The organism is Novosphingobium sp. BL-52-GroH (assembly GCF_044813085.1).
Lineage (GTDB): Bacteria > Pseudomonadota > Alphaproteobacteria > Sphingomonadales > Sphingomonadaceae > Novosphingobium.
Window position 1 is genome coordinate 14,467 of the sequence record NZ_CP171152.1, and the last position, 23,521, is coordinate 37,987.

The following is a 23,521-nucleotide window of genomic DNA, read 5'->3' on the forward strand; positions in this document are numbered from 1 at the left end:
CAGTCTCGGGCCGCCGTGCCAGCCCTCGTGCCATAGAGGGAGACCACGGATGCCGACACCGGGCGAGACGCTGCGCGCACTGATCGAGAATGGCGAGCATTTCGTCGCCGCCGAGGCCTATAGCGCGCTGACCGGACGGATCGTCGAGCACGTCGGCTTCAAGGCGGCCTATCTGGGCGGGCATGCCTGCTCGGCGTTCCACTATGCAGTGCCCGACAATGGCAGCTTCAGCCAGATCGAGCAGATCGACCAGGCCGGGCGCATCGCCCAGGCCATCGACATCCCGCTCGTTGCCGATGCCGACACGCTGGGCGAGACGGTGGCCGATGCCTACCGCCTCACCCGGATGTACGTCGCTGCCGGGATCGCCGGCTACCATGTCGAGGACGAGGTCAACCCGAAGCACTCCAAGCACGTCAACGGACTGTGCTCGATCGAGGAGATGCAGTGCCGGATCGAGGCGGGCGTGAAGGGGCGGGGCGATTCGGGCCTCGTCATCATCGCCCGCTGCGACGAACTCTACACCAGCGCCAACGGCGGCGGCGGTACCGGCTCGGTGGACGAGGCGATCCGCCGCGCCCACGCGTACGCCGAGGCGGGGGCCGACGCAGTGGTCTTCGCCAGCGCCCCGCCCGAACAGCAGGCGCAGGTCATCCCGCATGTGACGATCCCGGTCTGTACCCTGGGCTTCAACCTGCCGGACACGCGCTTCACGCTCTCGACCGGCTGGGGCTGGGTCTCGGCGGCGGTCGGCCATCTCCGGATGGCGCGCGAGCTGATGGAGACCGGCTCTGTCGCCAGTGCGATGGCGGCCTTCACGAACTTCCCCGAGAAGTACGACCTGATCGACCAGGCGCTCTACGACGACCTCATCGTCGACTGGGCGAAGCGCACGGGCAAGGAGACGCGGCCCAACCACGCCCGATAACGCCTTCCTCTTGGAAGAGGGGCAGGATCACTTCGGAGCCGCGACGCCTTCAGGCAGGACCAGCACTTCCAGTCCCGCCTCGGGCGCGAGGTAGCGCCGGGCCATCGCCTGCACGTCCGCCGGGGTCAGCGCGAGCACGCGCTCCTTCGCCTTCTCGAAGCGCGCGATGCGGTCGGGCTGGCTCTGGGCGCGGTCGACCAGTCCCATCCAGCCGGCATTGCTCTTGAGCGCGTTCTGCAACCCCTCGACGAGCGGTTGGCGGGCGCGGCGCAGGATGTCCTCGCTTACCGGCGCGGCGCGCAGTTCGCCGACCACCTGCCGGATCGCGGCGCGGGTGGCGGGCACTTCGGAAACGTCGACCGAGGCATTCACGGCGAACACCCCGTAGCCCTTCCATTCGTGGGACAGATTGCTCGCCGCCGAGGGCGAATAGGCCTTGCCCAGCGCCTCGCGCAACTGGTCGGTCAGCTCGACGCGCATGACCCGTTCCAGCAGTTCGAGCGCCAGGGCCTCCACGGGGTCGGCATCGTCGCGGGTAGGCCAGGTGATGCGCAGGAGCGCCTGATCGGCGGGGCCGGTGTGGCGGATTACCCGCGCCGTCCGGTCCTTTGTGAATGTCCGCGGCGGTTGGTCGTCGTGGGTGCGGAAGGCGGGTTCGCGCGCGGGCAGGGCGCCCAGCGTCGCGGCGACGAGGGCGATCGTCCTGTCCTCGTCGATGTCGCCGACGATGCCGATCTCCATGGCGCCCCGGGCCAGCCGGTCGCCGATGTCCTTCTGCAGGCGCGCGAAAGTGAGCTGGCGGTAGTCCTCGACCTTCTGGAGGCTGAAGCGCGGGTCTCCGTCCGACAGGATCCCGCCGAGGTCCGCCTGGAGCGCCGATCCCGGTGTGGCGCGGCTTTGCGCGAAGTAATTGTTGATCTGCTGACGGTACTGCACTTCGCCCTCGGCCCGGTAGCCGGGCGCGGTCACCAGCGCGGCGAGGAGCTGCAACTGCAGTTCGAGGTCGCGCGGGGTGGTGGCGACGCGCGAATCGAAGCTGGCCTCGCCGCGCGACAGTCCGAAGCCCACGGTCCGCCCGGCAAGGATCGAATCGAGGTCGTCGCGGCTGTGCAGCGCGAGGCCCCCCTCGTCGAGGTAGGGCGTCATCTCGCTCGCCAGCGGATTGGCGCGGGTGTTGAGCATGTCGCCGCCGTCGATCGCGAGGCTGACGCGCACCCGGTCGGTCTCGAGGTCGGTCTTGCGCAAGTTGAGCAGGACCCCGTTGGCGAAGCGCACTTCGCGGATGCCGAGGTCTGCCGTGCGCGTGTCGCTCGTCACTTGGCCCGGGGTGCCGAAGCTGGTGTAGGCGAACTGGGCGGCGGCGGCGTTGCTTTCGCGGGTCAGCCTGGCGCGTGTGACGCTACGCCAGGTGGCGCGCAAGGCAGCTTCGCCGCCTTCGGGCGCCCGGCGACCCTGGAAGCGGATCAGCGGCTTGTCGAGGGCCAGCGCCTCGCGCTTCATCGCCGCCAGCACGGCCGCGGGCGTGATCCGCGGCGCGAAGGCCTCGAACCGCTCGTGCGCGGCCTGCGGCGTGGAGGGCACCAGCTCGTCGTCGACCAGTGCCAGTGCCAGTTGCGCCAGCGCGGCATTGCTGCGGGTGCCGGCCGAGGCGGCGGCATTGGCAAGCGCGGTGCGCACTTGCGCCACCTGCTCGGCGACTTCGCCCGGCGTGAAGCCATAGGCAAGTGCCCGGCGGTATTCACGGCCGGCCGCATCGAGCCCGGCGCGCCACTTGCCGTCCACCGTGTCGATGATGAGCCGGGTCGAGCGGCCCGCCTCGAACACGTCCCCGGTGCCGAAGCCGGCGCCCCGGAACGGCGGCTCGGCGCTGCGCGACAGGCGCTGCATCCGGCGGTTGACGATGTCGTAGCCGATCGAGCGCAACAGCCCCTCGCGCCGCTGGGCGACGCTGTCGGGCTCGTCCCGCCACTTGCCGTTGCGCTGGACGGTGACACGTTCGGCCAGCGCGGGATCGAGGTAGACTTCTGCGCGGTCGCGGTCCGCAGGCACGATCGGCCCGGCGTCGGGCTGGGGATCGGCGGGCTTTGCGGCCCAGTCGTTGAAGTGGCGCACGATCCCGGCCTCTACCGCATCGACGTCGAAGTCTCCGACCACCACGAGGGTCACGTTGGCGGGCACGTATTCGCGCTCGTAGAAGGCGCGCAGGGTTTGGGCGGTCGCGGCGTTGAGCGTTTCGACGGTGCCGATCGGGAAGCGCTGCGAATAGCGGGCCTGGGGATAGAAGAACCGGGTCGTGGCGATGGCGTTGCGCAGCGCCCAGGAATTGCGGTCGCGCATTTCGGCGAGCACCACTCCGCGCTCGCGCTCGATGGCGCCTTGCGAGATCGTGAGATTGCTCGCCGTCTCGCGCATCAGCATCAGCGCGGTGTCGAGCAAGGCGGCGTCGTTGCGCGGCAGGTCGAGCTTGTAGAGGGTGCGGTCGAAGCCGGTGGAGGCATTGGTGTCCGCCCCGAAGGCCAGTCCCTCGCGTTCGAGCAGCGGGATCATCTGCCCTTCCGGCACCCGCGCCGAGCCGTTGAAGGCCATGTGCTCGACGAAATGCGCAAAGCCCTGTTCCTGCGGCGATTCGTCCAGCGACCCGGCATCGACGTCGAGGCGCACGATGCCGGTGCCGGCGGGCGTGGCATTGTGGCGCACCACGTAGCGCATGCCGTTGGCAAGCCGGCCGAAGCGGAAATCGCGATCGACCGGCACGTCGCTGTGCTCGAAGGCCCAGGCGGTGTGGTCAGCGGCGGCGAGGCGGGGGGGCTTGTCCTTGGCTGCGAGCGGCAGGGGGGCCAGCACCAGCAGGGCCGCGATCAGGGAGACTCTCATTGCGCCATGGACTGCCCCGCCCGGCGCGCGATGGCAAGGGGGGCGCGCTCCTCCCCCTGACCCGGTGGGGAGCATAACAAAAAAGCGGCGCCCTTGCAGGCGCCGCCTTGTCGTGCCCGAGCCGGGGCCCGGCTTACTTGCCGCGCAGCTTGCGGTGCTTGGTCAGGTCGAGCACTTCGCTGGGGCCGCTGTCGTCCTGCAGCAGGCCGAGGCGGCGGGCGACTTCCTGGTAGGCCTCTTCCTCGCCGCCCAGGTCGCGGCGGAAGCGGTCCTTGTCGAGCTTCTCGCCGGTGGTCATGTCCCACAGGCGGCAGCCGTCCGGGCTGATCTCGTCGGCCAGGATCACGCGGCTGTAGTCGCCGTCCCAGATGCGGCCGAACTCCAGCTTGAAGTCGACGAGGCGGATGTTAATGGCCGCGAACATGCCCGCCATGAAGTCGTTCACGCGGATCGCCATCGCAGCGATGTCCTGCATCTCGTCGTTGTTGGCCCAGCCGAAGCAGGCGATATGCTCCTCGGCCACCAGCGGATCGCCGAGCGCGTCATCCTTGAAGTAGTATTCGATCAGCGTGTGCGGCAGCATCTCGCCCTCGGGAATGCCGAGGCGCTTGGAGATCGAGCCGGCGGCCACGTTGCGGACTACGACCTCGATCGGGATGATCTCGACCTGGCGCACCAGCTGCTCGCGCATGTTGAGGCGGCGGATGAAGTGGTTGGGCACGCCGATGTGGTTGAGGCGCGTGAACACGTACTCGCTGATGCGGTTGTTGATCACGCCCTTGCCCTGGATCGTGCCCTTTTTCTGCGCGTTGAACGCAGTGGCATCGTCCTTGAAATACTGGATCAGCGTGCCGGGCTCGGGACCTTCATAGAGGATCTTGGCCTTGCCTTCGTAGATCTGGCGGCGACGGGACATGCTGGTGGTCCTTGAAACGACGAAAGAGCAAACCCCGGCGATCGAGCCGCTTTGGCGACTTTCACGGCCGGGGCATTCGAGCGCGCATATAGTGCAAGCGGGGTCAAAAGCAAACTGCGCGAAGGAGGCTTGGTCGAAGGCGCGTCGGCGGGCAGGATGGAAGGGCCCCTATGCGAGGCAGGGAGAGGCACGAATGACGGTCACGATCCAGGTGCTTGCGGGAGACGAGGTGCTGGCCGCGATCGAAGACCTGGCGGCCTTGCGCATGGCCGTCTTCGCCCGGTGGCCATACCTGTACGACGGCGATCCGGCCTACGAGGCCGAGTACTTGCGCGAGTTCGTCGCGGCGCCCGGGGCGGTGCTGGTGGCCGCGTGCGACGGTGCGCGAATCGTCGGTGCGGCCACCGCTTCGCCGATGGCGGCGCAGAAGGCGGCGTTCCAGGCGCCTTTCGCGGCGCGCGGCCTTGACGTCTCGCGCCTGTTCTATTTCGGCGAATCCGTGCTTTTGCCGGAATATCGGGGGCAGGGCATCGGCCATGCCTTCTTCGACCAGCGCGAGGCCCAGGCCCTGCGCCTGGGGGCCGAGGCGGCCTGTTTCGCCGCGGTGATCCGTCCCGATACGCACCCGGACCGGCCGGTGGACTACGTCCCGCTCGATGGCTTCTGGGGCCGCCGGGGCTATGGGCCGGTGGCGGGATTCGTCACCGAATTCGCCTGGAAGGACCATCGCGACGCGGGCGAGACGGCCAAGCCGATGCAGTATTGGCTCCGGCGGTTCAGTCCCGCAACTCCGCGACCAGACGCCGGGCCGCCGCGCTGACCTGGCGCCAGGTTTCCTCGAAGCCTTCAGGACCGCCATAGTAGGGGTCGGCGACGTCCTGCCCTTCGAGGCCCGGGACATGGTCGAGCAGCAGCGACAGCCTGGCGCGCGGATGGCGCGGGGCGATCCGTTCGAGGTCGGCCAGGTTGGACGAATCCAGTGCGACGATGCGGTCGAAGCGGACGAAGTCCTGCGGGCTCACCTGCCGGGCACGGTAGGAACGAATGTCGATGCCGTGGCGCTGCGCCTCGGCGCAGGCGCGCGGGTCGGGGCCCTTGCCGACGTGCCAGGAGCCGGTGCCGGCCGAGTCGACGAGGACCTCGATCCCCGCGGCCTGCACTTCATGGCGCAGCGCGGCTTCGGCGAGAGGGGAGCGGCAGATGTTGCCGAGACATACGAACAGGACGGAAGGGCTGCCGGGCATGTCCCGCCGATAGCGCGCCCGATCGCCCGCGTCACCTCGGTGATGGCGGGTGGTGCCTGTGCGGCCCTAAAGATCGCTGCCGATCGCCTCGCCGGCGGGAATGTCGGGTTGCCGGGCGTCCGCTTCGGCGGCGAGGCGGCGGAGCATCGCGTGTACGTCCGGGACGACGAACGGCTTGCCCAGCATCGGCCGGTCCGAATGGCCGTGGGGCAACTGGTCGCGGTCGTAGCCGCTGACGAAGGCGAAGGGCGTGTGGCGCGCGGCCAGCAGGTCGGCGACGGCGTCGATCTTCTCGCCGTTGAGATTGCCGTCGAGCAGGGCGAGGTCGGGGCGGGCCTCGCGGATCAGGGAGAGCGCGTGGTCGCAGGAGGTGGCGGGGCCGATGGCGATGGCGCCGGCGTCCTCGATCTCCATCATCAGTTCCATCGCCACCAGCGGCTCGTCCTCGACCACCAGGACGCGGATGGGCGGCAACGGGTCGGACGCGGGCGGGGCAGGTGGGCGAGCGGGGGCGGGCGATTTTCGCGCGGCGCATGCGGCGGCGGCGGGGGCCTCGACGCGCAGCGGCAGGGTCATCGTCCAGCGCACGCCTTCAGGGGCGAAGTCGGAGACGATTCGCGCCCCGTCGGCGGCCATCGAGTGCTCGATCAGGGTGGAGCCGAAACCGCGCCGCGCGGGCGGGGAGACCGGTGGGCCGCCATGTTCCGCCCATTCGAGCGAAAGCACTCCGTCCGTCCGGCTCCAGGCGAGGCGCACGGTGCCGGTGGCGTTCGAAAGGGCGCCGTACTTGTGGGCATTGGTCGCCAGTTCGTGGAAGATCAGCGAGAAACGCAGGGCCAGTTCGGGGGGCAGGTCGACATCGGGTCCGTCGAGCAGCAGGCGGTCCTCGCCCACTGCGCCGATGGCGACCTGGTCGGCGATCAGGGCGCGCAGGCCCGCGCTTTCCCAGGTCGTCGCGCTCAGCATCGAATGGGCCCGCGAGAGCGCCTGGAGCCGTCCGGTAAAGGCGTCCTGGAATTCCTTTTCGGAGCGGGCGTGGCGAAACCCCTGCGAGGCGATCGCCTGGACCGTGGCGAGGGTGTTCTTCACCCGGTGGTTCAACTCGCCGATGAGCAGGCGCTGTGTTTCCTCGCCGCGGCGGCGCTCGGTGACGTCGAGCAGTTCGATCATCACGCTGCCCGGGCGCGCGCCGCTGCCGGCGAGCGAGGAGCAGTACCATTCGCCCTCGCGCAGCGCTCCGTCGGCGCGGGCGAAGCGGTGTTCCTGCATGGCGCGGCGGTCGCCACCCTCGAGCAGGGCGCCCATGCCGGCAAGGAAGGCCACGCGCCCGCCGTTGGGCGGAAGGAAAGGGGCCTGGGCCAGCGGCAGCCCCAGAATTTCGGCGGCGGGATAGCCCAGGGTCCGCTCGGCGCTGCGATACCAGCCGACAATGCGGAGAGTGGAATCGATCTCCAGCACAGCCAGCGGCGAATTGTCGCCATGCGCGCGCAAGCGGCCGAGCGCGGCGCCCAGTTCGTCGCGCTGGAAAGCGATCTCGCGCCGCTGGCGGGCCAGCTCGACGAAGACCGCGACTTTCGAATTGAGCACGGTGATGTCGAGCGGCTTGAGCAGGTAGTCGACCGCACCGGTTTCGAAGCCGCGGAACTTGCGGCGCTCGTCGGTGGCGATGGCAGTGAGGAAGATGATCGGCACGCGGCGCGTCCGCTCGGCGCCACGCATCAACTCGGCCAGCTCGAAGCCGTCCATGCCGGGCATCTGCACGTCGAGCAGGGCCAGGGCGAAGTCGTTGCGCAGCAGCAGTTCCAGCGCCTCGAAACCCGATGCGGCGGTGACCAGTTCCACGCCCACCTGGTCCAGCGCGGCTTCGAGCGCGACGAGGTTCTCGGGGACGTCGTCCACGGCCAGTATCCTGATCGGCGAGCCTGCCCTGGTTACGCTATCGGACAAGGGCTGCGTCCTCGGGTGATGGGTGCCGTGATGGGTGCCGTGATGGCCGAGGGGAAGACTCCCTCGCGGCGGGGCCATGGGCGGATGGGAGCAAGACGGGGGAAACATCGTCACTTCGAATTCGCGCGCAGTCGCCGTTATTCATCTAGCGCCATTTCATGTCTCGCGGAGGTACGCCGGGCCGGGCCGGACCGCTCCCCCAAACGCGCGCGATCCCCGGATCGGGCTTGAAAACGCTCGGGAAACGCTTCGGTTCCCGGGCGGCGAAATTGGTGCCGGGACATGGCGCGGTCACGGCCGAAGAACCCGAACGAGCTTCGCAACGGCGGAAGACCCGGAAAACTTCCTTAAGACATTGCTGGTATCCGAGCGAATTATCGAGGTATTTCCAAGAGCGAGCCGGGTTAACACATGCGCCAAGCACCCCAATTCGTCGAGCGGCTGGCCCGCGATGCATCCGGCAACGTCCTGCCGATCGCGGCCATCGGCTTGCTCGTGGGAGCCGTCATCATCGGCTCCGCGGTGGACCTGGGCCGCAACTACCTCGCCAAGGAGCAGCTCCAGGCGGCCTGCGACGCCGGCGTTCTGGCCGGGCGGCGCACGATCACCAGCAATGGCTTCGACACCGCGTCGAAGAACGCCGCGAAAGCCTATTTCCTTACCAACTACAACGACAACGCGCAAAGCACGCGCTCGACCCAGTTCACCACGGCTTCGGACGACAACGGCAACACCATCACCGCCACGGCGTCTACGGTGCTCGACACGCTGCTGATGCGCATCTTCGGCAAAAACAGCTTCACGATCACGGTGACGTGCGGAAGCTCGATGGGCGTGGGCAATGCCGACATCATGATGGTGCTCGACACCACCGGCTCGATGTCCAGTTCGCTCGGCACCACCACGCGCATCGCGGCGCTGCGCACGGCGATGAAGAACTTCTACACGACGATGGCGAATGCCACCACCGGCACCAACGCCCGCGTGCGCTTCGGCTTCGTGCCCTACAGCTCGACGGTGAACGTCGGCCGCCTGGTGAAGAACCTGAACCCGGCCTACCTGGCGGACAAGCAGACCTACCAGTCGCGCCAGCCGTTCTTCCTGGACTACAGCAAGCAGTCGAAGACCAACTCGTCGACCAGCTACGGCACCGAAAGCCTGTCCTCGTCCAGCCAGGTCGGCAGCAGCTACAGCACCCAGACCGACTGCACGAAGGCACTGCCTGCCAGCGATGCGGACTATTCCGATTCGGGTACGGCCACGAGTGTATCGACCACCCCCACCACCGGCGGCGTCGGCAGCACCTCGGGAACGTCCACGAAGACCATCACGCAAAGCCAGCAGAAGAAGGTCTACCAGTGCATCTCCTCCGGTTCGGGTAGCAGCAAGAAGTACTACGTCTATAAGTACACCTACACGCGCTCGAAGATCACGACGGAAACGTACTCGGTTCCCTACAGCAACGTGCCCACGTCCAATTCGACGTTCGACCACTGGGAGTACAAGCCGGTCGAGTTCGATACCAGCACGTTCAAGACCTTCTCGGCCGCGACCACCTATACCGGCAGCCAGGGCGCTGCGGTGTCCTCGACCTGGGCGGGATGCATCGAGGAGCGCGCCACCAAGGCGGTGTCGAGCTTCAGCTACTCCTCGCTGACCGGCATGTCGCCGTCTGGCGCGCTGGACATCGACATCGATTCCGCGCCGGGTACGGACAACACCACCAAGTGGAAGCCGATGTGGACGCAGGTCGCCTACACCCGCGCCGGCTCCTCCACCAACACGTTCAACACCGCGACCAGCACGACCGGCGCCGCGGTGACCGAATATTGCCCGAAGGCGGCGCAGGGTCTCCAGGAGATGACCCAGAGCAGCTTCAATACGTATGCGGATTCGCTCGTGGCGGTGGGCGGCACCTACCTCGACATCGGCATGATCTGGGGCGGCCGCCTGCTGTCGCCCGACGGTATCTTCGGCTCGCTCGTGAACGAGGAGCCCGCCAACGGCGGCGAAGTGGCCCGGCACATCATCTTCATGACCGACGGCGAAATGGATACCGCCTATTACGTGCAGTCCGCATGGGGCATCGAATATTTCGACCGCCGCGTCACCACGGACGGTTCGACCGGCGACGATGCGCGCCACACCTCCCGCTTCCTGGCGACTTGCGAGGCGATCAAGGACAAGGGCATCCGCGTCTGGGTGGTCGCCTTCACGTCCTCGCTGAGCACCGACCTCAAGACCTGCGCGTCGGACAGCAGCTCCTACACCGCCAACAGCGCCACCGAACTCAACACCGCGTTCCAGGAGATCGCCAAGCAAGTGGGCGAGTTGAGGGTCGTTCAGTGACGCTAGGCGCCGGGCCCCGTTGGCTGTTGCGCTGGCCGTCGCGTCGACCGGCGCGCCTGCGGGCGCTGCTGCGGCATTGCCGGACCGACCGGCGCGGCGCCACCGCGATCGAGTTCGCGGTCTCGGCGCCGGTCCTCATCATCCTGCTGATGGGCATCTACGACATGGGCCACATGGCCTACCTCAATGCCGTGCTGCACGGCGCGGTCAACCAGGTCGCGCGCGCGGACACGCTCGAGGTGGCGGATACCACGAAGGCCGACGCCTACGTGACCGACCTCGTCAAGGGCGTCGCGCCGGGTGCCACCGTGGTCACCAAGCGCGTCAGCTACTACGACTTCGCCGACGTCAAGCGTCCGGAATCGTGGAACGACAAGAACAGCAACGGCACTTGCGACAATTCGGAAACCTACACCGACGAGAACAAGAACGGCAAATGGGACACCGACGTCGGCACCAGCGACAACGGCGGCGCCAGCGACGTCACGCTCTATACCGTGACGGTGACGTATACGCCGGTCTTCGTGATCCCGTTCATGAGCAAGGCGAAGAACGCCCGCACCCTGACCGCGAGTGCGGTCAAGATGAACCAGCCTTACGCACTCCAGGAAAAGTACGGCTCCGCGGTGGGGACCTGCACATGAGACTGCGCCTTCGCTCCGTGCGGGTGCCTGCGCGCCTCGCCTCGCTGGCCGGGCGGCTGGGCCGGGATCGTCGCGGCGTCTCGTTCCTCGAGTTCGCGCTGATCCTGCCGATCCTCATCACCATGGGCTTCTACGGGACCGAACTGGCTTACATGGCCACGGTGAACATGCAGATCGGCCAGATCGCCTCCTCGGTGGCCGACAACGCCTCGCGCATCGGCCAGACCAACAACAGCGCGGTGACCCCCACGGTGACCCAGACGCAGATCAATTCGGTCATGAAAGGCGGATTGCTCGAGGGATCGGGCTTCAATTTCGAGGCCAACGGGCGGATCATCCTGTCCAGCCTGGAAGTGGATTCGTCCACCAACCGCCAGTACATCCACTGGCAGCGCTGCAGCGGCAGCCTCAAGGCCAATTCGAAGTACGGCAAGACCGGCGCCGGGCTGACGGGCACGACGCTGGCCGGCATGGGCAACCCGCTGATTACCGCGGTGAGCGGTTCGGCGGTGATGTACGTCGAGGTCTACTATACCTACCAGCCGCTGTTCGGCACGATGTTCGTGGGTAAGCCCAGCTTCCACCGCGAGGCCGCCTACATCATCCGCGACGACCGCAACCTGACACCGGGCATCACCCCCAGCAACACCGACACCAGCTGCTCCTGAATTGATCCCCGTCGTCCCGGACTGATCCGGGACCATGGGCAATGCCGCGCGACCTCGCCGCGGGGCGCGGCCAGGACGCGCTACCGCGTCAGGCCTGACCCCCGCGCCCGGGATGCGTGCCTACCGGGCCGGCTCCAGCCTCATCGCCATGCCGCCGCCGGGGGCCAGCCACACGTCCATCGTATCGCCCTTGCCCAGGGTACGGGTCTCGTAGGCGATCTTGTGCCGGGCATCGGTGAGGTAGGTGGCGCCTTCGCCGTCCTTCCACACGCTGGCCTTGTAGCGCTTGCCGGGCTCGAGGAAGTCGAACTTCACCGTGACGGTGCGCGCTGTCGCGTCGTTGACGCCGCCCACGAACCAGCGCTGCGAATTGCGGTCCTTGCGTGCGAAGATCGCGTAGTCGCCCACTTCGCCGGCGACGAGGTGGCTCTCCGACCAGTCGGTGGGGACGCTCTCGATGAAGTCCATCTCGCGCGGGTACTTGTCGAGCTGTTCGATGAAGTCCGCCGCCATCTGGATCGGCGAGTAGATCGCGAGATACAGGCCCAGTTGCTTGGCGAGCGTCGAGGCCAGCGGGCCGTTCGCACCTTCGAGGCTGAGGACCCCGGGGGTGAAGTCCATCGGGCCCGACAGCATGCGGGTGTAGACCAGCGTCGGCTCGTGCTCGGGCCCGTTGGCGAACGTACCCCAGGCGTTGTATTCCATGCCGCGCGCGCCTTCGCGCGAGACCCAGTTGGGGTAGGTGCGGCGCAGGCCGGTGTCCTTGACCGGCTCGTGCGCGTCGATCGCGATATGGTGGCGCGCGGCGGCCTCGACCACGGCGAGGTGGTGTTCGACCTGGCGCTGGCCGTCGTGCCACTCCATGCGCGGCGGGCCGACGGGCGCCCCCGGCTTGTCGGTATCGGCGATGATCCCGCCGCCGTCGGCGACGTAGCCGGTCTTCACCACGTCCACGCCCAGCTTCTGGTAGAGGGCAAAACCGTCTTCCATGTGGGCTTCGTAGTTGGCGATGTTGCCGCCGGTCTCGTGATGGCCGATCAGCCGCACGCCTTTCTTCGCGGCGTATTTCGTCACCGCCTCGATATCGAAATCGGGCGTGGCCTGGGTGAAGCTGAAAGCGTCGCCATGGCCGAACCAGTCGCCGTTCCACCCCTTGTTCCAGCCTTCAACGAGTACGCCGCGGAAGTGATGCTGCGCAGCATAGTCGATGTATTGTTTTGCCCGCTCGGTAGTGGCCCCGTGCCTGGGGCCTTCGGCCCAGGTCCAGTCGTTGCGGATCATGCCCCACCAGATACCGATGTAGCGCGCCGGCTTGACCCAGCTGACGTCGCCCAGCTTGTTGGGTTCGTTGAGGTTGAGTTCCAGGTCGTTCTCGACGAGGCCCGCCGCGTCGTCGGCGATGCGCACCGTGCGCCAGGGCGTGGCGAAGGGCAGGTCGCGCACGACCCGGGCTCCGCGCGAGGAAGGCGAGAGGGTGGTGCGGAATTTCTGGCCGTCGGCGCGCTTGAACCAGTAGCCGGCGTAATCGACCAGCGCGGCTTCGTGGAAGGCGAGGTGGGTGCCGTCCTCGAGCTTCATGGTGATGGGCGTGTGGGCGGTGGCTACGGCGTCGATCGGGGTCTGCTGGTAGACCTGCTCGTAGCGGTTCCACTCGCCACCCGGAATCCACCAGGCGGTGCCCTTGGGCACGATATCGAACTCGGTGGTCTCGTCGGCGATCTTCATCGTCTCGAGGCCGGGTTGCTCGGGAATTTCGTAACGGAATCCCACGCCGTTGTCGAACAGGCGGAAGGTCACGTTCATCCGCCGCTGGCCGTACGTCGCGCCCTGCCGGAAGCGGACGGTGACCTGGTTGTACTGGTCCTTCACGAAGCGGCGCTCGCCCCAGGGCTGTTCCCAGGTGTCGTCGCCTTTGGCGGTGGCGCTGCTTTCGATCGTGAAGCCGCGCACCATGTTGAGACCATCGGTGAGGACGAAGCCCAGCTTGCTCGGCGCGATCAGCAGCTTGCCCTTGCGCGAGAGAGACCATGTCGGGCGGCTGTCGTTATCGGTGCTGACGGTAAGGACGATGCTGCCGTCTGGCGAAGTCGCGGTGACTTCGGGGCGCGGGGCTTCCTGCGCCGGCGCCGGGGTGGAAAGCGCGATACCAGCAAGCCCGATGCCGATAGGCGCCAGCAGGTTGAGCGGCTTCATGCCGTTTCTCCTTCGATGATCCAAAGACCGCCCCATGCGGGCAGCGAGCCGGGTTCGGCTTGATTGACGGCGGCGAGTACGCGGCCGCCTGCGGGAATTTCGCCGGGCCAAGCCGCAGCATTCGTGCCCATGTTGAACACCGCGAGCAGGCTGGTCGAGGACTTGGCGCCTCCCAGCCTTCGGCGCAGCACGAGGCGCGTCTCGTCGGCGAGGAGCACGTCGCACGAACCCCGGCGCAGGGCTGCGCTGCCGGCGCGCAGGCGCAGCAATTCGCGAGTGAGGTTGAGGAGCGAGGCGGGGTCGGCTTCCTGCCGGTCCACCGCGCGTTCGAGGTTGTGCGCGCTCAGCGGCAGCCACGGCCCCACGCCGCTAGAGGCGGACGTGAAGCCGCCGTGCTCGTCCTGCGCCATCCACGGCAGCGGGGTGCGCACGCCGTCACGCGAGAGAGTGAGCGGCCAGTTGGCGATGGCTTCAGGGTCGCGCAGTTGCTCGAAGGGGATTTCGTCCTGCAGCAAACCCAGTTCCTCGCCCTGGAACAGGATCGGATTGCCGCGCAGCGAAAGCAGCAGCATCGTCTTCATCCGCGCGAAGGCGTCGATGTCCTCGGGCGCGCACCAGCGGGAGAGGGCGCGCGGAGCGTCGTGGTTCTCGAAGGCCCAGCTTGGCCAGCCCGTGCCGGGTTCGTCGGGCCAGAAGTCGAGCGCCGCCGCGATACGCCTGGGAGTCAGGTTCTCGGCATAGAGGAAGTCGAAGCCGTAGGCGCTGTCGAGCCGGGCGGGCCCCTGGGTGAAGGCCTTCATCTCGATCCCGGAATTGAGGCCACCGACTTCCGCCAGCGAATAGGTGTCCGGGTAGCTGGCTATGAGGGCCTGCAGGCGCTCGATGAAGGCGACGATGTCCGGGTGCGACTGGTTGTGTACCTGGAGCTGGAAATCGTAGGGCCGCGTGCGCACCGCGCCGTCATCGGGCGCGGGCGGATTGTCGCGCAGCAATGGGTCGTGCATCGAGTGGTTGAGCGCGTCGATGCGGAAGCCCGAGACGCCGCGATCGAGCCAGAACTGCGCCACGTCCAGAAGCGCCTGCTGCACGTCCGGGTGGTGGCAGTTGAGTTGCGGCTGCGAGACCAGGAAGTTGTGCATGTAATATTGCCCGCGCCGCGCATCCCAGCGCCAGGCGGGGCCGCCGAAGATCGACTGCCAGTTGTTGGGCGGCGTGCCGTCCTGCCTGGGATCGGCCCAGACGTACCAGTCGGCGCGCGCATTGTCGCGGCTGGAGCGGCTTTGCGCGAACCACGGGTGCAGGTCCGAGGTATGGGCGTAGACCTGGTCGACGATGACTTTCAGGCCGAGGCCCTTGGCCCTGGCGATCAGGGCATCGAAGTCCTCCAGCGTGCCGAACATCGGATCGACCGCACAGTAATCGGAAATGTCGTATCCGAAGTCGGCCATGGGCGACTTGTAGAACGGCGAGATCCAGATCGCATCGACGCCCAGGCGCGCGACGTGGTCGAGGCGGGCGGTGATGCCAGGCAGGTCGCCGATGCCGTCGCCGTTCGAATCGGCGAAGCTGCGCGGGTAAATCTGGTAGATCGCCGCGCCGCGCCACCAGGGGGCGATTGCGGCGGAGGAGTCGAGCTGGGTCATCGCATTCCTGGGGGGTGAGGAGGGCCGAAAGGGACGGTGCGTTCAGGGCCTGGCCGTGCAGACCGCGAAGCCCAGGGGCGGGAGACTGACCGTGACGCTGCCGGGCGCGCTGGCGGTGGCAGCGCAGGTCGCGCCTACCAAGGTGGTGAAGCCGAGCGAGGCGGTGGCTACTTCCACTTGTGCCGAGACCGGCTGGGTGGAAGTGTTGAAGACCAGCAGCACTTCGCGTCCGTCCTGGGGATCGAAGCGCGAGACGGCGAAGAGGCCCGGCTGGTCGGACGCGGCGCGCAGCACGGTCGTGCCCGAAGTCAGCGCCGGCGTGCCGCGCCGCAGTTTCGCGAGGGCGGAAATGAACTGGTATAGCGGGTGCGTCTCGTCGAAGTTCGCCTGCGCGGTCGTGGCCGTGGTGCCTACCAAGGTTTCCGCGTTGTAGATCGCGGTCTTCGAGGCGAACATGTCCTGCCGCGCCAACTGGTCGTTGCCTTCGCCGACGAAGCCCTGTTCGTCGCCCGAATAGATCGTCGGCACGCCGCGCAAGGTCAGCAGCAGGGCATGGGCCAGCTTGTCGCGGGCGAGCAGCTCGTCGGCGCCGATGCCCGGCCTTGCCTGCCTGATGAACATCGCGATCCGCCCGGCGTCGTGATTGCCCAGGAATGTGGGCAGTTGCATCGCCGCGGCCTTGCCCCCTTGATACAGCACGTCATCGTCGACCATGCGGGCAAGGTCGGTGGTGTCGCCCTTGCTGCTGGCGGTGATGGCGGCCTGCATGAACCCGAAGTCGAGCACGGCGGGGAGGCCCGAATTGCGTGTCCACGAAGCGAGCAGGGCAGGATCATAGACCTCGCCGGTGGTGACTTCGCCGAAGATGTGGAAATTGGGGATGCCCCTGGCCTTGGCGCGGGCCTGCATGGCAGGCACGAACGAGCGCCAGAACGCGGCGTCGACGTGCTTGGCGGTGTCGATGCGGAAGCCGTCCACGCCGAAGCGGTCGATCCAGTCGCCGTAGATCGCGATCATGCCGGCGATCACGCGCGGGTCCTCGGTGGCGAGATCGTCGAGGCCGACGAAATCCCCATACTGCGCGCTTTCGCCCTTCCAGTCGGTGTTGCCGCGGTTGTGGTAGTGGATGGGATCGTTGAGCCAGGCGGGCACTTTCACCCTGGCTTCGCCCTTGGGGACCACGGGAGTGTAGGCGAAGCTGGGGGCGGTCAGCTTGGCCCAGTTTTCGACCGTTGCCACGCTATCCCCCGCGAAGCCGGGGTTGATCGCCGGGCCCTTGACGCCGCCGCGCGCGGAAAAGGGGTAGTCCGCCTTCGAGCGGTACGGATAGCCCTGGGCCGCGCCTTCCCTGTACAGGATCACGTCGGCGGTGTGGTTGACGATGATGTCCATGTAGACCTTCATCCCCCGCGCATGGGCGGCGTCGACGAGCGCCTTGAACTCGGCATCGGTGCCAAGGTGCGGGTCGACCCGGGTGAAGTCGGTGATCCAGTAGCCATGGTAGCCGGCGCTTTCCTGGCCCTTGGGCCCCTGGACGGGCTTGTTCCGGAAGATCGGGCCGACCCAGATCGCGCTGGCGCCCAGGTTTGCGATGTAGTCGAGGCGCTGCGTCAGACCCTTGAGGTCGCCGCCGTGGTAGAAGGCCTTGTCGGCGGGGTCGAAGCCAGTCTGCAGCTTGCCGCCCTTGAGGCCGCCCTCGTCGTTGCCGGGGTCGCCGTTCTCGAAACGGTCGGGCAGGGCGAAGTAGATCACTTCCTGCTCGGGCGTGCGCGCGCGCATGTCTTCCACCGGGCCGGCCATGGCGCCTCCGTGGGACAGCGCCAGCGTCATGGCGGCAAGCGAGGGGATCATGCGGTTCATCGGTCGGTCTCCGAACACGGGTTCGAGTAAGGGCGCCAGCCCCGAAAATCGTTGGTCACGTCGGCCGCTTTCCCGTCACCCTGAACGTGTTTCAGGGGCCATTGTGCCGCAGTCGCCCGGCCGCTGCGTCGCAGGCCGAGGGGGCCGCCGGCGGTACTGCGCTCCGACCTGAAATGCCCCATGGCCCCTGAAGCACGTTCAGAGTGACGATGACTTGGGGGCAAGGCCGGGTGCGGAGACATGCCGAGGCGATTGTCCTGCTTTTCGAGGAAGATACTAGGCGGAACCGGGAAGGGAGGGTGACATCCCCGGTTCCGCCCGTGTGGCGCGTCAGGTGAGGAGGAGGTTCTCCTGTCGCGCCGGGGGGCTCAGAATTCGACGGAGCCGGATGGGCTTAGAACTTATAAGTGAACCCGGCCAGGAAACGGCGCCCATAAGTCTGGTAGTCGATCACTTCGCGGTTATCGCCGGGGTTGGTGGTGACGAACGGCGCGTCGGTCAGGTTCTGGCCCTGCACGTAGAGCGACAGGCCTTCCAGTGCGCTGCCGGGCTGGAAGTCGTAGCCGATCTGCGCGTCGATGATCGTCTCGGCGGCGGCGCGGCGACGCACGCGGTTGGCCGCGAAGCCCGAGACTTCGCCGATGAAGGTCGAACGGTAGCGCACCGACCCGCGGGCGTTGAAGCCGGCCTTCTCGAAGTAGGCGGTGCCGTTGGCGACCCACTTGGAATAGCCCGGCAGGTCGCTGGAGCTTTCACCCGGCGTCGGCTGGATCTTGGTCTTGGTATAGGCCACCGACCCGGTCACGCCGAAGCCTTCCAATGCCGAAACGAACGCGTCGAAGGGCAGCGTGGTCGCCAGTTCGACGCCGTAGAGCTTGCCGCCCTTGCCGTTGATCGGCACGTTGATGACGGCCGTGTCGGAGATCGGGATGCCGTTGCCCGGAGGCTGGAGCGCGAGGCTGTCGGTAGGGACCACGAGGTCTTGGTTGTAGATGTAGCTTTTCAGCTCCTTCCAGTAGAACTGCGCGGCGATGTAGCCCTTGCCGGCGAAGTACTTCTCGAACGTGAGGTCGAGCGCGTTGGCGCGCCACGGGCGCAAGTCGGGATTGCCCGATTTGCCCGTTACCGCAGCTACTTCCGAACCGTCGGGCAGGGCGACGAAGCTGTATTCGAAGCTTTCGGAGGCGCGCATGTCGTCGAGGCGCGGGCGGATGATCTCGCGCGCGGCGGCGAAGCGGATCACGAACTCGCCGGGGAAGCGCAGCGACAGGTTGAGGCTGGGCAGCACGTCGAGGTAGTCGGTGCTTTCGTTGCGCAGCAGCGTGCCGACGTTGGCCGAGCCGTTGGGGTTCGTCGGCGGGTCGAGCAGCACGGCGGTCGCCCCGCGCGAGTTCTGGTCGGTCCAGTTCGCCTGCACGCCGAAGTTGCCGGTCAGGTGGGCCGAACCGATGTCGGCATCGATGTTGCCCTGGACGTAGCCGGTCATGATCCGCTCGCGGATGGCGTAGCTCTTGACCACCACGTCGCCATAGGGGTTGGCGACCAGGTTGTAGATGCCGTCACGCACCATCGCCAGCGGATCGTAGCTGATGACCTGGCCGAGGCCGAGGTACTTGAGGTCGCTGGTGCCGCGGCGGTATTCCTCGGGCACGACGAGGCTGGTCAGGCCGTCGGTATTGGCGGCGAGGCCCAGGAAGTATTCCTCGGGCACCAGCGTCTTGGAGCGGTTGGTGTAGTTCCACCCGGCCTGGACCGAGTGCAGCGGCCCCGCCTCGAACTCGCGCTCGACCTCGACGCGGAACTGCCAGAGTTCGTCCTTGATCCTGCGGTCGTTGTAGTAGCCGTCCTGGCCGTTGAGGATGGCGGTGCCGTCGGGCGCGATCTGGGTGCCGCCCCAGCCTTGCGGGCTGGTAAGCTGGATCAGGTCGTAGTTGCCGTAGTCCAGCCCGTGGGTGAAGCTGGTGCCCTTGGTGCCGCTGGCGAAGCCGATCGTGTCGGTGGCGCCGATGGTGTTGCGGCCCGTGCCCGCGGTGGTCTCGACGTTCAGTTCGTTGCGGTCGGTCTTGGAATAGCTGGCGTCGAAGAAGGCGTTCCAGCCGTCGTCGCCTTCCCACTTGGTGTTCCAGCCGAACGAATAGAGCTTGGCGTGGCGCTGGAACACGTCGTTGCGCACGACGCCCTTGACGCCAGAGAAACTGCCGGCCGTGACGAAACCGTCCTCCACGGTGGCGCCCGGGTTCAGCGAGGCGGTGTCGGGGTCCCAGAACAGCGGCAGCTCGATGCCGCGCTTGATCTGGTCGTCCTTGAAGTTGGAATAGAACGCGTCGATCGTCGTGGTCAGCTCGGGAACCGGGCGCCATTCGAGCGTGCCGTTGAAGCCCAGGCGCTTGAGCTTGGTCGAGGTGACGTAGGACTTCGAGCCGCCGATCACGTTGTCGCCATCCGCGGTTTCGGGATAGCCCCAGGAGTTGAACTCCTGGATCTGGTAGGGCTCGTTGGTGTAGCTGGCGCCCAGCGCGATGCCGAGAGTGTCGTTGGCGAACTGGTCGACGTACATCGCGTTGACGCGGTAGCCCTTGTCGGTCGATCCGGCGTTGAGCTTGCCGAGGTCCGCGTAGGAACCGCGCGCACCGACGGTGACGATGCGCTTGCCCGCCTCGAGCGGGCGGATCGTGCGCATGTCGACCGTGCCCGAGAGGCCCTGGCCGACCAGGCTCGCCATCGGCGTCTTGTAGACGTTGACGGCGCTGACGACTTCGGACGGATACTGGTCGTATTCGACCGCGCGGTTGTCGCCGGTGGAGGTCTGCTCGCGCCCGTTGAGCAGCGTCGTCGAGAAGTCGGGCGCGAAGCCGCGGATGGCGATGGCGTTGGACCGGCCGGAGACGCGCTGCGAAGTCAGGCCCGGCAGGCGCGCGATCGATTCCGCGATCGAGGCGTCGGGCAGCTTGCCGATGTCCTCGGCCGAGACCGATTCCACGATCTGCTCGGCGGTGCGCTTCTGGTTGATCGCGTTCTGGAGACTGGCACGAAAGCCGGTGACGACGATGGTGCTCGCGTCGCCGGCGGTCTCGTCCGCAGCCGGTGCCGCGCTCTCTTGTGCGCGTGCTGCACCCGGCAGGGCGGCGGCGACGAGTGCGGCGGCGATGGCCATGCAGGACGACGTCCCGATGGCGGAAATCTCATTGCGAAGCGGCATTTCCCTGTCCTCTCCCTGTCCCGGCCGAACGAATGCGAACCGGCGACTGGCTATCCCCCGATGGGCCCGCACATTGCTGCCGCGACTCCATCGACCCCCTTTGCTTAAGGTGGGACTGCGACATGCATAATAGGGCATACGTATACGCAGATGCGGGCACGCGACGCGCGTTGCTTCTTTGCAACGCTGTAGATTCCGCTAAAGTGCTGCGATATCGGGGGACGGGGAGGCGTTGTGTTGCTTTGTCGCAGCGCAACATTGTCTGCAAAGAGATAGAGCGATGGGACGCAAGGCCAGCAATCGACCGACCAGTTTCGACATCGCCTACCGCGCCGGTGTCTCTCAGCCGACGGTCAGCCGGGCGTTGCGCGGGGCCAAATCGGTCAGTGTCGAGACTCGCGAGCGGATCGAGGCGATCGCCCGCGAACTCAACTATTCGGTCGACAAGAACGCCTCGTCATTGCGCTCGCAGCGCTCGAACACCATCGCCCTGCTGTTCTTCGAGGAGCAGTCTCCCGACGATTCCAAGATCAACCCCTTCTTCCTCGCCATGCTTGGCGCGATCACGCGCAGTTGTGCGCAGCGCGGGCTGGACCTGCTGATCTCGTTCCAGAAGCTGGAGGACGACTGGCACGTCCGCTACCAGGACAGCCATCGCGCCGACGGACTGATCCTGCTCGGCTACGGCGACTACAAGCTCTACGAAAGCCGTCTGCGCCAGCTTGTCGGGCAGGGCACCCACTTCGTGCGCTGGGGCAGCGTGGACGAAGGCAACATCGGCGCCACCGTGGGTTCCGACAACGTCGGTGCGGGGCGCATGGCGGGCGAGCACCTGCTGGGCCTCGGACGCCGCTGCGTGGCATTCCTGGGTCAGGCGGACGAGCACTATCCCGAGTTCGCCGATCGCTACCGCGGCCTGTGCGAAGCGCTGCAGGCGGCCGGCATCGCGCCCGACCCGCGCCTGCAGCGCGACGCGGTGAACCTCGAGGACATGGGCTTTGCGGCGATGCGCACGCTGATCGCGCAGGGCGTCGGTTTCGACGCGGTGTTCGCGGCGAGCGACACGATCGCGGTGGGCGCCATGCGCGCGCTGGACGAGGCGGGGCTCTCGGTTCCCGGCGATGTCGCGGTGATGGGCTTCGACGACCTCCCCGCCGCCAGCATCACCAACCCGCCGCTCACCACGATCATGCAGGACCTCAAGCGTGCCGGGGAAGTGCTGGTCGATACCCTCGCCGCGCAGATCGAGGACCGCGCGGTGCCGGCCGGCACGCTCGCAGCAAAGCTGGTCGTGCGGCGCAGCACGACGGGCTAGTTTGTGTCGTCCCGGGCTCGATCCGGGACCGTGGCAACCCTTGAGGCGATAGCTGGCGACGGCCCTCACGCATTCGTATGCGTATTGCCGCAGGCCACGCGCCATGCCACGCCCGCCTTCTCACGCGGCGCCAAGTCCGCGAGGATCGGGAAGGAACGCGATGGACGCCATGACCAGCCACGAAAAGCCCCGGCAGGGCTGGGCGGGCCTGTGGAACATCAGCTTCGGCTTCTTCGGCATCCAGATCGGCTTCGCCTTGCAGAACGCCAACATGAGCCGCGTCTTCCAGTCGCTCGGCTCGGGGATCGACGACTTGCCCGCGCTTTGGGTCGCGGCGCCGCTGACGGGGCTGCTGGTGCAACCGATCGTCGGGCACATGTCCGACCGCACCTGGCTCGGACGGCTGGGCCGGCGGCGGCCTTACTTCCTCGCCGGCGCGGTGCTGGCGACGGTGGCGTTGCTGGCGATGCCCGAAAGCGCCGGATCGGGGTCGGGCCTGCTCATGGCGGCGATGTTGCTGTGGATGCTGGACGCCAGCCTCAACGTCTCGATGGAGCCGTTCCGCGCCTTCGTCGGCGACATGCTGCACCGCGACCAGCACACCGCCGGCTACGGCGTCCAGACCGCCTTCATCGGCACCGGCGCGGTAGTCGGCTCGCTGTTTCCCTATGCGCTTGAGCATTTCGGCGTCTCGAATGCGGCGGCGGCGGGCGGCATTCCCGATACCGTTCGCTACAGCTTCTGGGCCGGAGGGCTGGCGCTGCTGGCGGCGGTCCTGTGGACCGTCCTGACCACGCGTGAGTATTCGCCGCAGGAACAGGCCGCGTTCGGGGAAAGCCAGGCCGAAGACGGCACGGCCACTGCATCGGCGCTGGCGGCGCGCAGCATGCTGGGCGGACTGGCGTGGATCGCGGCCGGATCGGTCGTGGCGCTGCTGGTGCGCGGATGGGCGCTGGAAAAGGAAGTCTACCTGCTGGCCGGCCTTCTGGCGGGCTACGGCGCGGCGACGATGCTGGCGATCCGGCTGGCGAGGGCCGGGCGCAGCGCCTCGATGCTGGCCGGTATCGTCGGTGACTTCGCAGGGATGCCGCCGTTGATGAAGCGGCTGGCTTTCGTGCAGTTCTTCAGCTGGTCGGCGCTGTTCATCATGTGGATCAACACCACGCCGGTGGTGGCGCAGTATCACTTCGGCTCGGCCGACCCGGCGAGCGCGGTGTACCAGGAGGCGGGGAACTGGGTGGGCGTGCTGTTCTCGGTCTACAACGGCGTCGCGGCGGTGGCGGCGCTGGCGCTGCTGCCGGCGCTGTCCGCACGGCTGGGCAAGGCGAAGACCCATGCCCTGTGCCTCGTCGCGGGCGCGGCGGGCTTCGCCGGGTTCCTCGTTCTGCGCGATCCCCACGCGCTGCTGGCGTGCGAGATCGGCATCGGCATCGCCTGGGCCTCGATCCTCGCCATGCCCTACGCCATCCTGGCGAGCAGCCTGCCGCAGGCGAAGCTGGGCATCTACATGGGGCTGTTCAACGTCTTCGTGGTCTTGCCGCAACTGCTGGTGGCGACGGTCATGGGTTCGATCATGAAGGCCTTCTTCCCCGGAGAGCCGATCTGGACGATGGCCTTTGCCGCCGGCACGCTGCTGGTCGCGGCGGCTGCCTCCCTGCGGATCGGCAAGGCGACGTAGAACAAGACGTTTCCGCCTCGACTGACACGAAGATGCGATCCAATACGATGGCGATACGATCAG

Annotated in this window: 15 protein-coding genes; 7 read left to right on the top strand and 8 right to left on the bottom strand. The window is 67.3% G+C overall.

Features of this window, described 5'->3' with window-relative positions; genetic code table 11:
* Window positions 1-49 precede the first annotated feature (49 nt).
* On the top strand, window positions 50-928 hold the full coding sequence (locus ACFFDA_RS12750) for an oxaloacetate decarboxylase (RefSeq protein ID WP_404480826.1): 879 nt from the start codon (window positions 50-52) through the stop codon (window positions 926-928).
* Between the two features lie 27 nt (window positions 929-955).
* Here the strand turns inward: ACFFDA_RS12750 and ACFFDA_RS12755 are convergent, their stop codons facing one another.
* Entirely contained in the window at window positions 956-3,802 is a 2,847-nt protein-coding gene (locus tag ACFFDA_RS12755) for a M16 family metallopeptidase (RefSeq protein WP_404480827.1), read from the bottom strand.
* A gap of 133 nt (window positions 3,803-3,935) precedes the next feature.
* Complete coding sequence (gene purC / locus ACFFDA_RS12760; protein ID WP_404480828.1) at window positions 3,936-4,718, bottom strand: phosphoribosylaminoimidazolesuccinocarboxamide synthase; 783 nt, start codon at window positions 4,716-4,718, stop codon at window positions 3,936-3,938.
* A gap of 193 nt (window positions 4,719-4,911) precedes the next feature.
* Here purC and ACFFDA_RS12765 point away from each other — a divergent pair, with 193 nt between their 5' ends.
* On the top strand, window positions 4,912-5,538 hold the full coding sequence (locus ACFFDA_RS12765) for a GNAT family N-acetyltransferase (protein WP_404480829.1): 627 nt from the start codon (window positions 4,912-4,914) through the stop codon (window positions 5,536-5,538).
* Here the strand turns inward: ACFFDA_RS12765 and ACFFDA_RS12770 are convergent.
* Together ACFFDA_RS12770 and ACFFDA_RS12775 are read right to left on the bottom strand one after the other, a co-directional pair.
* A complete protein-coding gene (locus ACFFDA_RS12770; protein WP_404480830.1) occupies window positions 5,495-5,962 on the bottom strand; it encodes a low molecular weight protein-tyrosine-phosphatase in 468 nt (155 codons plus the stop codon). The two genes, ACFFDA_RS12765 and ACFFDA_RS12770, sit on opposite strands and share 44 nt — an antisense overlap.
* A 66-nt stretch (window positions 5,963-6,028) precedes the next feature.
* Window positions 6,029-7,909, bottom strand: coding sequence for a response regulator (locus ACFFDA_RS12775; RefSeq protein WP_404480832.1), 1,881 nt, complete (start codon window positions 7,907-7,909; stop codon window positions 6,029-6,031).
* 411 nt (window positions 7,910-8,320) lie between these two features.
* On the opposite strand from ACFFDA_RS12775, the gene ACFFDA_RS12780 reads away from it, so the two are divergent.
* The 3 genes from ACFFDA_RS12780 to ACFFDA_RS12790 are packed head-to-tail and all read left to right on the top strand — an operon-like array spanning window position 8,321 to window position 11,570.
* Window positions 8,321-10,258 (top strand): pilus assembly protein TadG-related protein, encoded by a 1,938-nt coding sequence (locus ACFFDA_RS12780; protein WP_404480833.1) that lies wholly within the window; start codon window positions 8,321-8,323, stop codon window positions 10,256-10,258.
* Complete coding sequence (locus tag ACFFDA_RS12785; RefSeq protein ID WP_404480834.1) at window positions 10,255-10,902, top strand: TadE/TadG family type IV pilus assembly protein; 648 nt, start codon at window positions 10,255-10,257, stop codon at window positions 10,900-10,902. The genes ACFFDA_RS12780 and ACFFDA_RS12785 overlap by 4 nt, the downstream gene beginning before the upstream one ends.
* Window positions 10,899-11,570 carry a TadE/TadG family type IV pilus assembly protein gene (locus tag ACFFDA_RS12790; RefSeq protein ID WP_404480835.1) on the top strand — a complete coding sequence of 224 codons (672 nt, stop codon included), beginning with the start codon at window positions 10,899-10,901 and terminating at the stop codon, window positions 11,568-11,570. Before ACFFDA_RS12785 ends, ACFFDA_RS12790 begins: the two co-directional genes overlap by 4 nt.
* Before the next feature lie 120 nt (window positions 11,571-11,690).
* On the opposite strand, the gene ACFFDA_RS12795 is transcribed toward ACFFDA_RS12790, so the two are convergent.
* The 4 genes from ACFFDA_RS12795 to ACFFDA_RS12810 all read right to left on the bottom strand — a co-directional run bounded on the left by ACFFDA_RS12795 (window position 11,691) and on the right by ACFFDA_RS12810 (window position 20,465).
* Window positions 11,691-13,763, bottom strand: a complete 2,073-nt coding sequence (locus ACFFDA_RS12795; protein WP_404480836.1) for a glycoside hydrolase family 97 protein — start codon at window positions 13,761-13,763, stop codon at window positions 11,691-11,693.
* Complete coding sequence (locus ACFFDA_RS12800; protein WP_404480837.1) at window positions 13,760-15,406, bottom strand: alpha-amylase family glycosyl hydrolase; 1,647 nt, start codon at window positions 15,404-15,406, stop codon at window positions 13,760-13,762. Before ACFFDA_RS12800 ends, ACFFDA_RS12795 begins: the two co-directional genes overlap by 4 nt.
* A gap of 42 nt (window positions 15,407-15,448) precedes the next feature.
* Window positions 15,449-17,266 (bottom strand): alpha-amylase family glycosyl hydrolase, encoded by a 1,818-nt coding sequence (locus tag ACFFDA_RS12805; protein ID WP_404480838.1) that lies wholly within the window; start codon window positions 17,264-17,266, stop codon window positions 15,449-15,451.
* A 394-nt stretch (window positions 17,267-17,660) separates the two neighbouring features.
* Window positions 17,661-20,465 carry a TonB-dependent receptor gene (locus ACFFDA_RS12810; RefSeq protein ID WP_404480839.1) on the bottom strand — a complete coding sequence of 935 codons (2,805 nt, stop codon included), beginning with the start codon at window positions 20,463-20,465 and terminating at the stop codon, window positions 17,661-17,663.
* Window positions 20,466-20,745: 280 nt separating this feature from the next.
* Here ACFFDA_RS12810 and ACFFDA_RS12815 point away from each other — a divergent pair, with 280 nt between their 5' ends.
* Window positions 20,746-21,780: a LacI family DNA-binding transcriptional regulator gene (locus tag ACFFDA_RS12815; protein WP_404480840.1), complete on the top strand. Its 1,035-nt coding sequence runs from the start codon at window positions 20,746-20,748 to the stop codon at window positions 21,778-21,780.
* A 160-nt stretch (window positions 21,781-21,940) separates the two neighbouring features.
* The gene (locus tag ACFFDA_RS12820; protein WP_404480841.1) at window positions 21,941-23,458 is read left to right on the top strand and encodes an MFS transporter; all 1,518 of its coding nucleotides are present in this window, start codon (window positions 21,941-21,943) and stop codon (window positions 23,456-23,458) included.
* Window positions 23,459-23,521: the final 63 nt, after the last annotated feature.

Excerpts from the sequence above, each read along its gene's own strand:
- ACFFDA_RS12750 (WP_404480826.1), top strand. The coding sequence starts at position 50 with ATGCCGACACCGGGCGAGACGCTGCGCGCACTGATCGAGAATGGCGAG.
- ACFFDA_RS12755 (WP_404480827.1), bottom strand. The coding sequence starts at position 3,802 with ATGAGAGTCTCCCTGATCGCGGCCCTGCTGGTGCTGGCCCCCCTGCCG.
- purC (WP_404480828.1), bottom strand. The coding sequence starts at position 4,718 with ATGTCCCGTCGCCGCCAGATCTACGAAGGCAAGGCCAAGATCCTCTAT.
- ACFFDA_RS12765 (WP_404480829.1), top strand. The coding sequence starts at position 4,912 with ATGACGGTCACGATCCAGGTGCTTGCGGGAGACGAGGTGCTGGCCGCG.
- ACFFDA_RS12770 (WP_404480830.1), bottom strand. The coding sequence starts at position 5,962 with ATGCCCGGCAGCCCTTCCGTCCTGTTCGTATGTCTCGGCAACATCTGC.
- ACFFDA_RS12780 (WP_404480833.1), top strand. The coding sequence starts at position 8,321 with ATGCGCCAAGCACCCCAATTCGTCGAGCGGCTGGCCCGCGATGCATCC.
- ACFFDA_RS12790 (WP_404480835.1), top strand. The coding sequence starts at position 10,899 with ATGAGACTGCGCCTTCGCTCCGTGCGGGTGCCTGCGCGCCTCGCCTCG.
- ACFFDA_RS12795 (WP_404480836.1), bottom strand. The coding sequence starts at position 13,763 with ATGAAGCCGCTCAACCTGCTGGCGCCTATCGGCATCGGGCTTGCTGGT.
- ACFFDA_RS12800 (WP_404480837.1), bottom strand. The coding sequence starts at position 15,406 with ATGACCCAGCTCGACTCCTCCGCCGCAATCGCCCCCTGGTGGCGCGGC.
- ACFFDA_RS12805 (WP_404480838.1), bottom strand. The coding sequence starts at position 17,266 with ATGAACCGCATGATCCCCTCGCTTGCCGCCATGACGCTGGCGCTGTCC.
- ACFFDA_RS12810 (WP_404480839.1), bottom strand. The coding sequence starts at position 20,465 with ATGCCGCTTCGCAATGAGATTTCCGCCATCGGGACGTCGTCCTGCATG.
- ACFFDA_RS12815 (WP_404480840.1), top strand. The coding sequence starts at position 20,746 with ATGGGACGCAAGGCCAGCAATCGACCGACCAGTTTCGACATCGCCTAC.
- ACFFDA_RS12820 (WP_404480841.1), top strand. The coding sequence starts at position 21,941 with ATGGACGCCATGACCAGCCACGAAAAGCCCCGGCAGGGCTGGGCGGGC.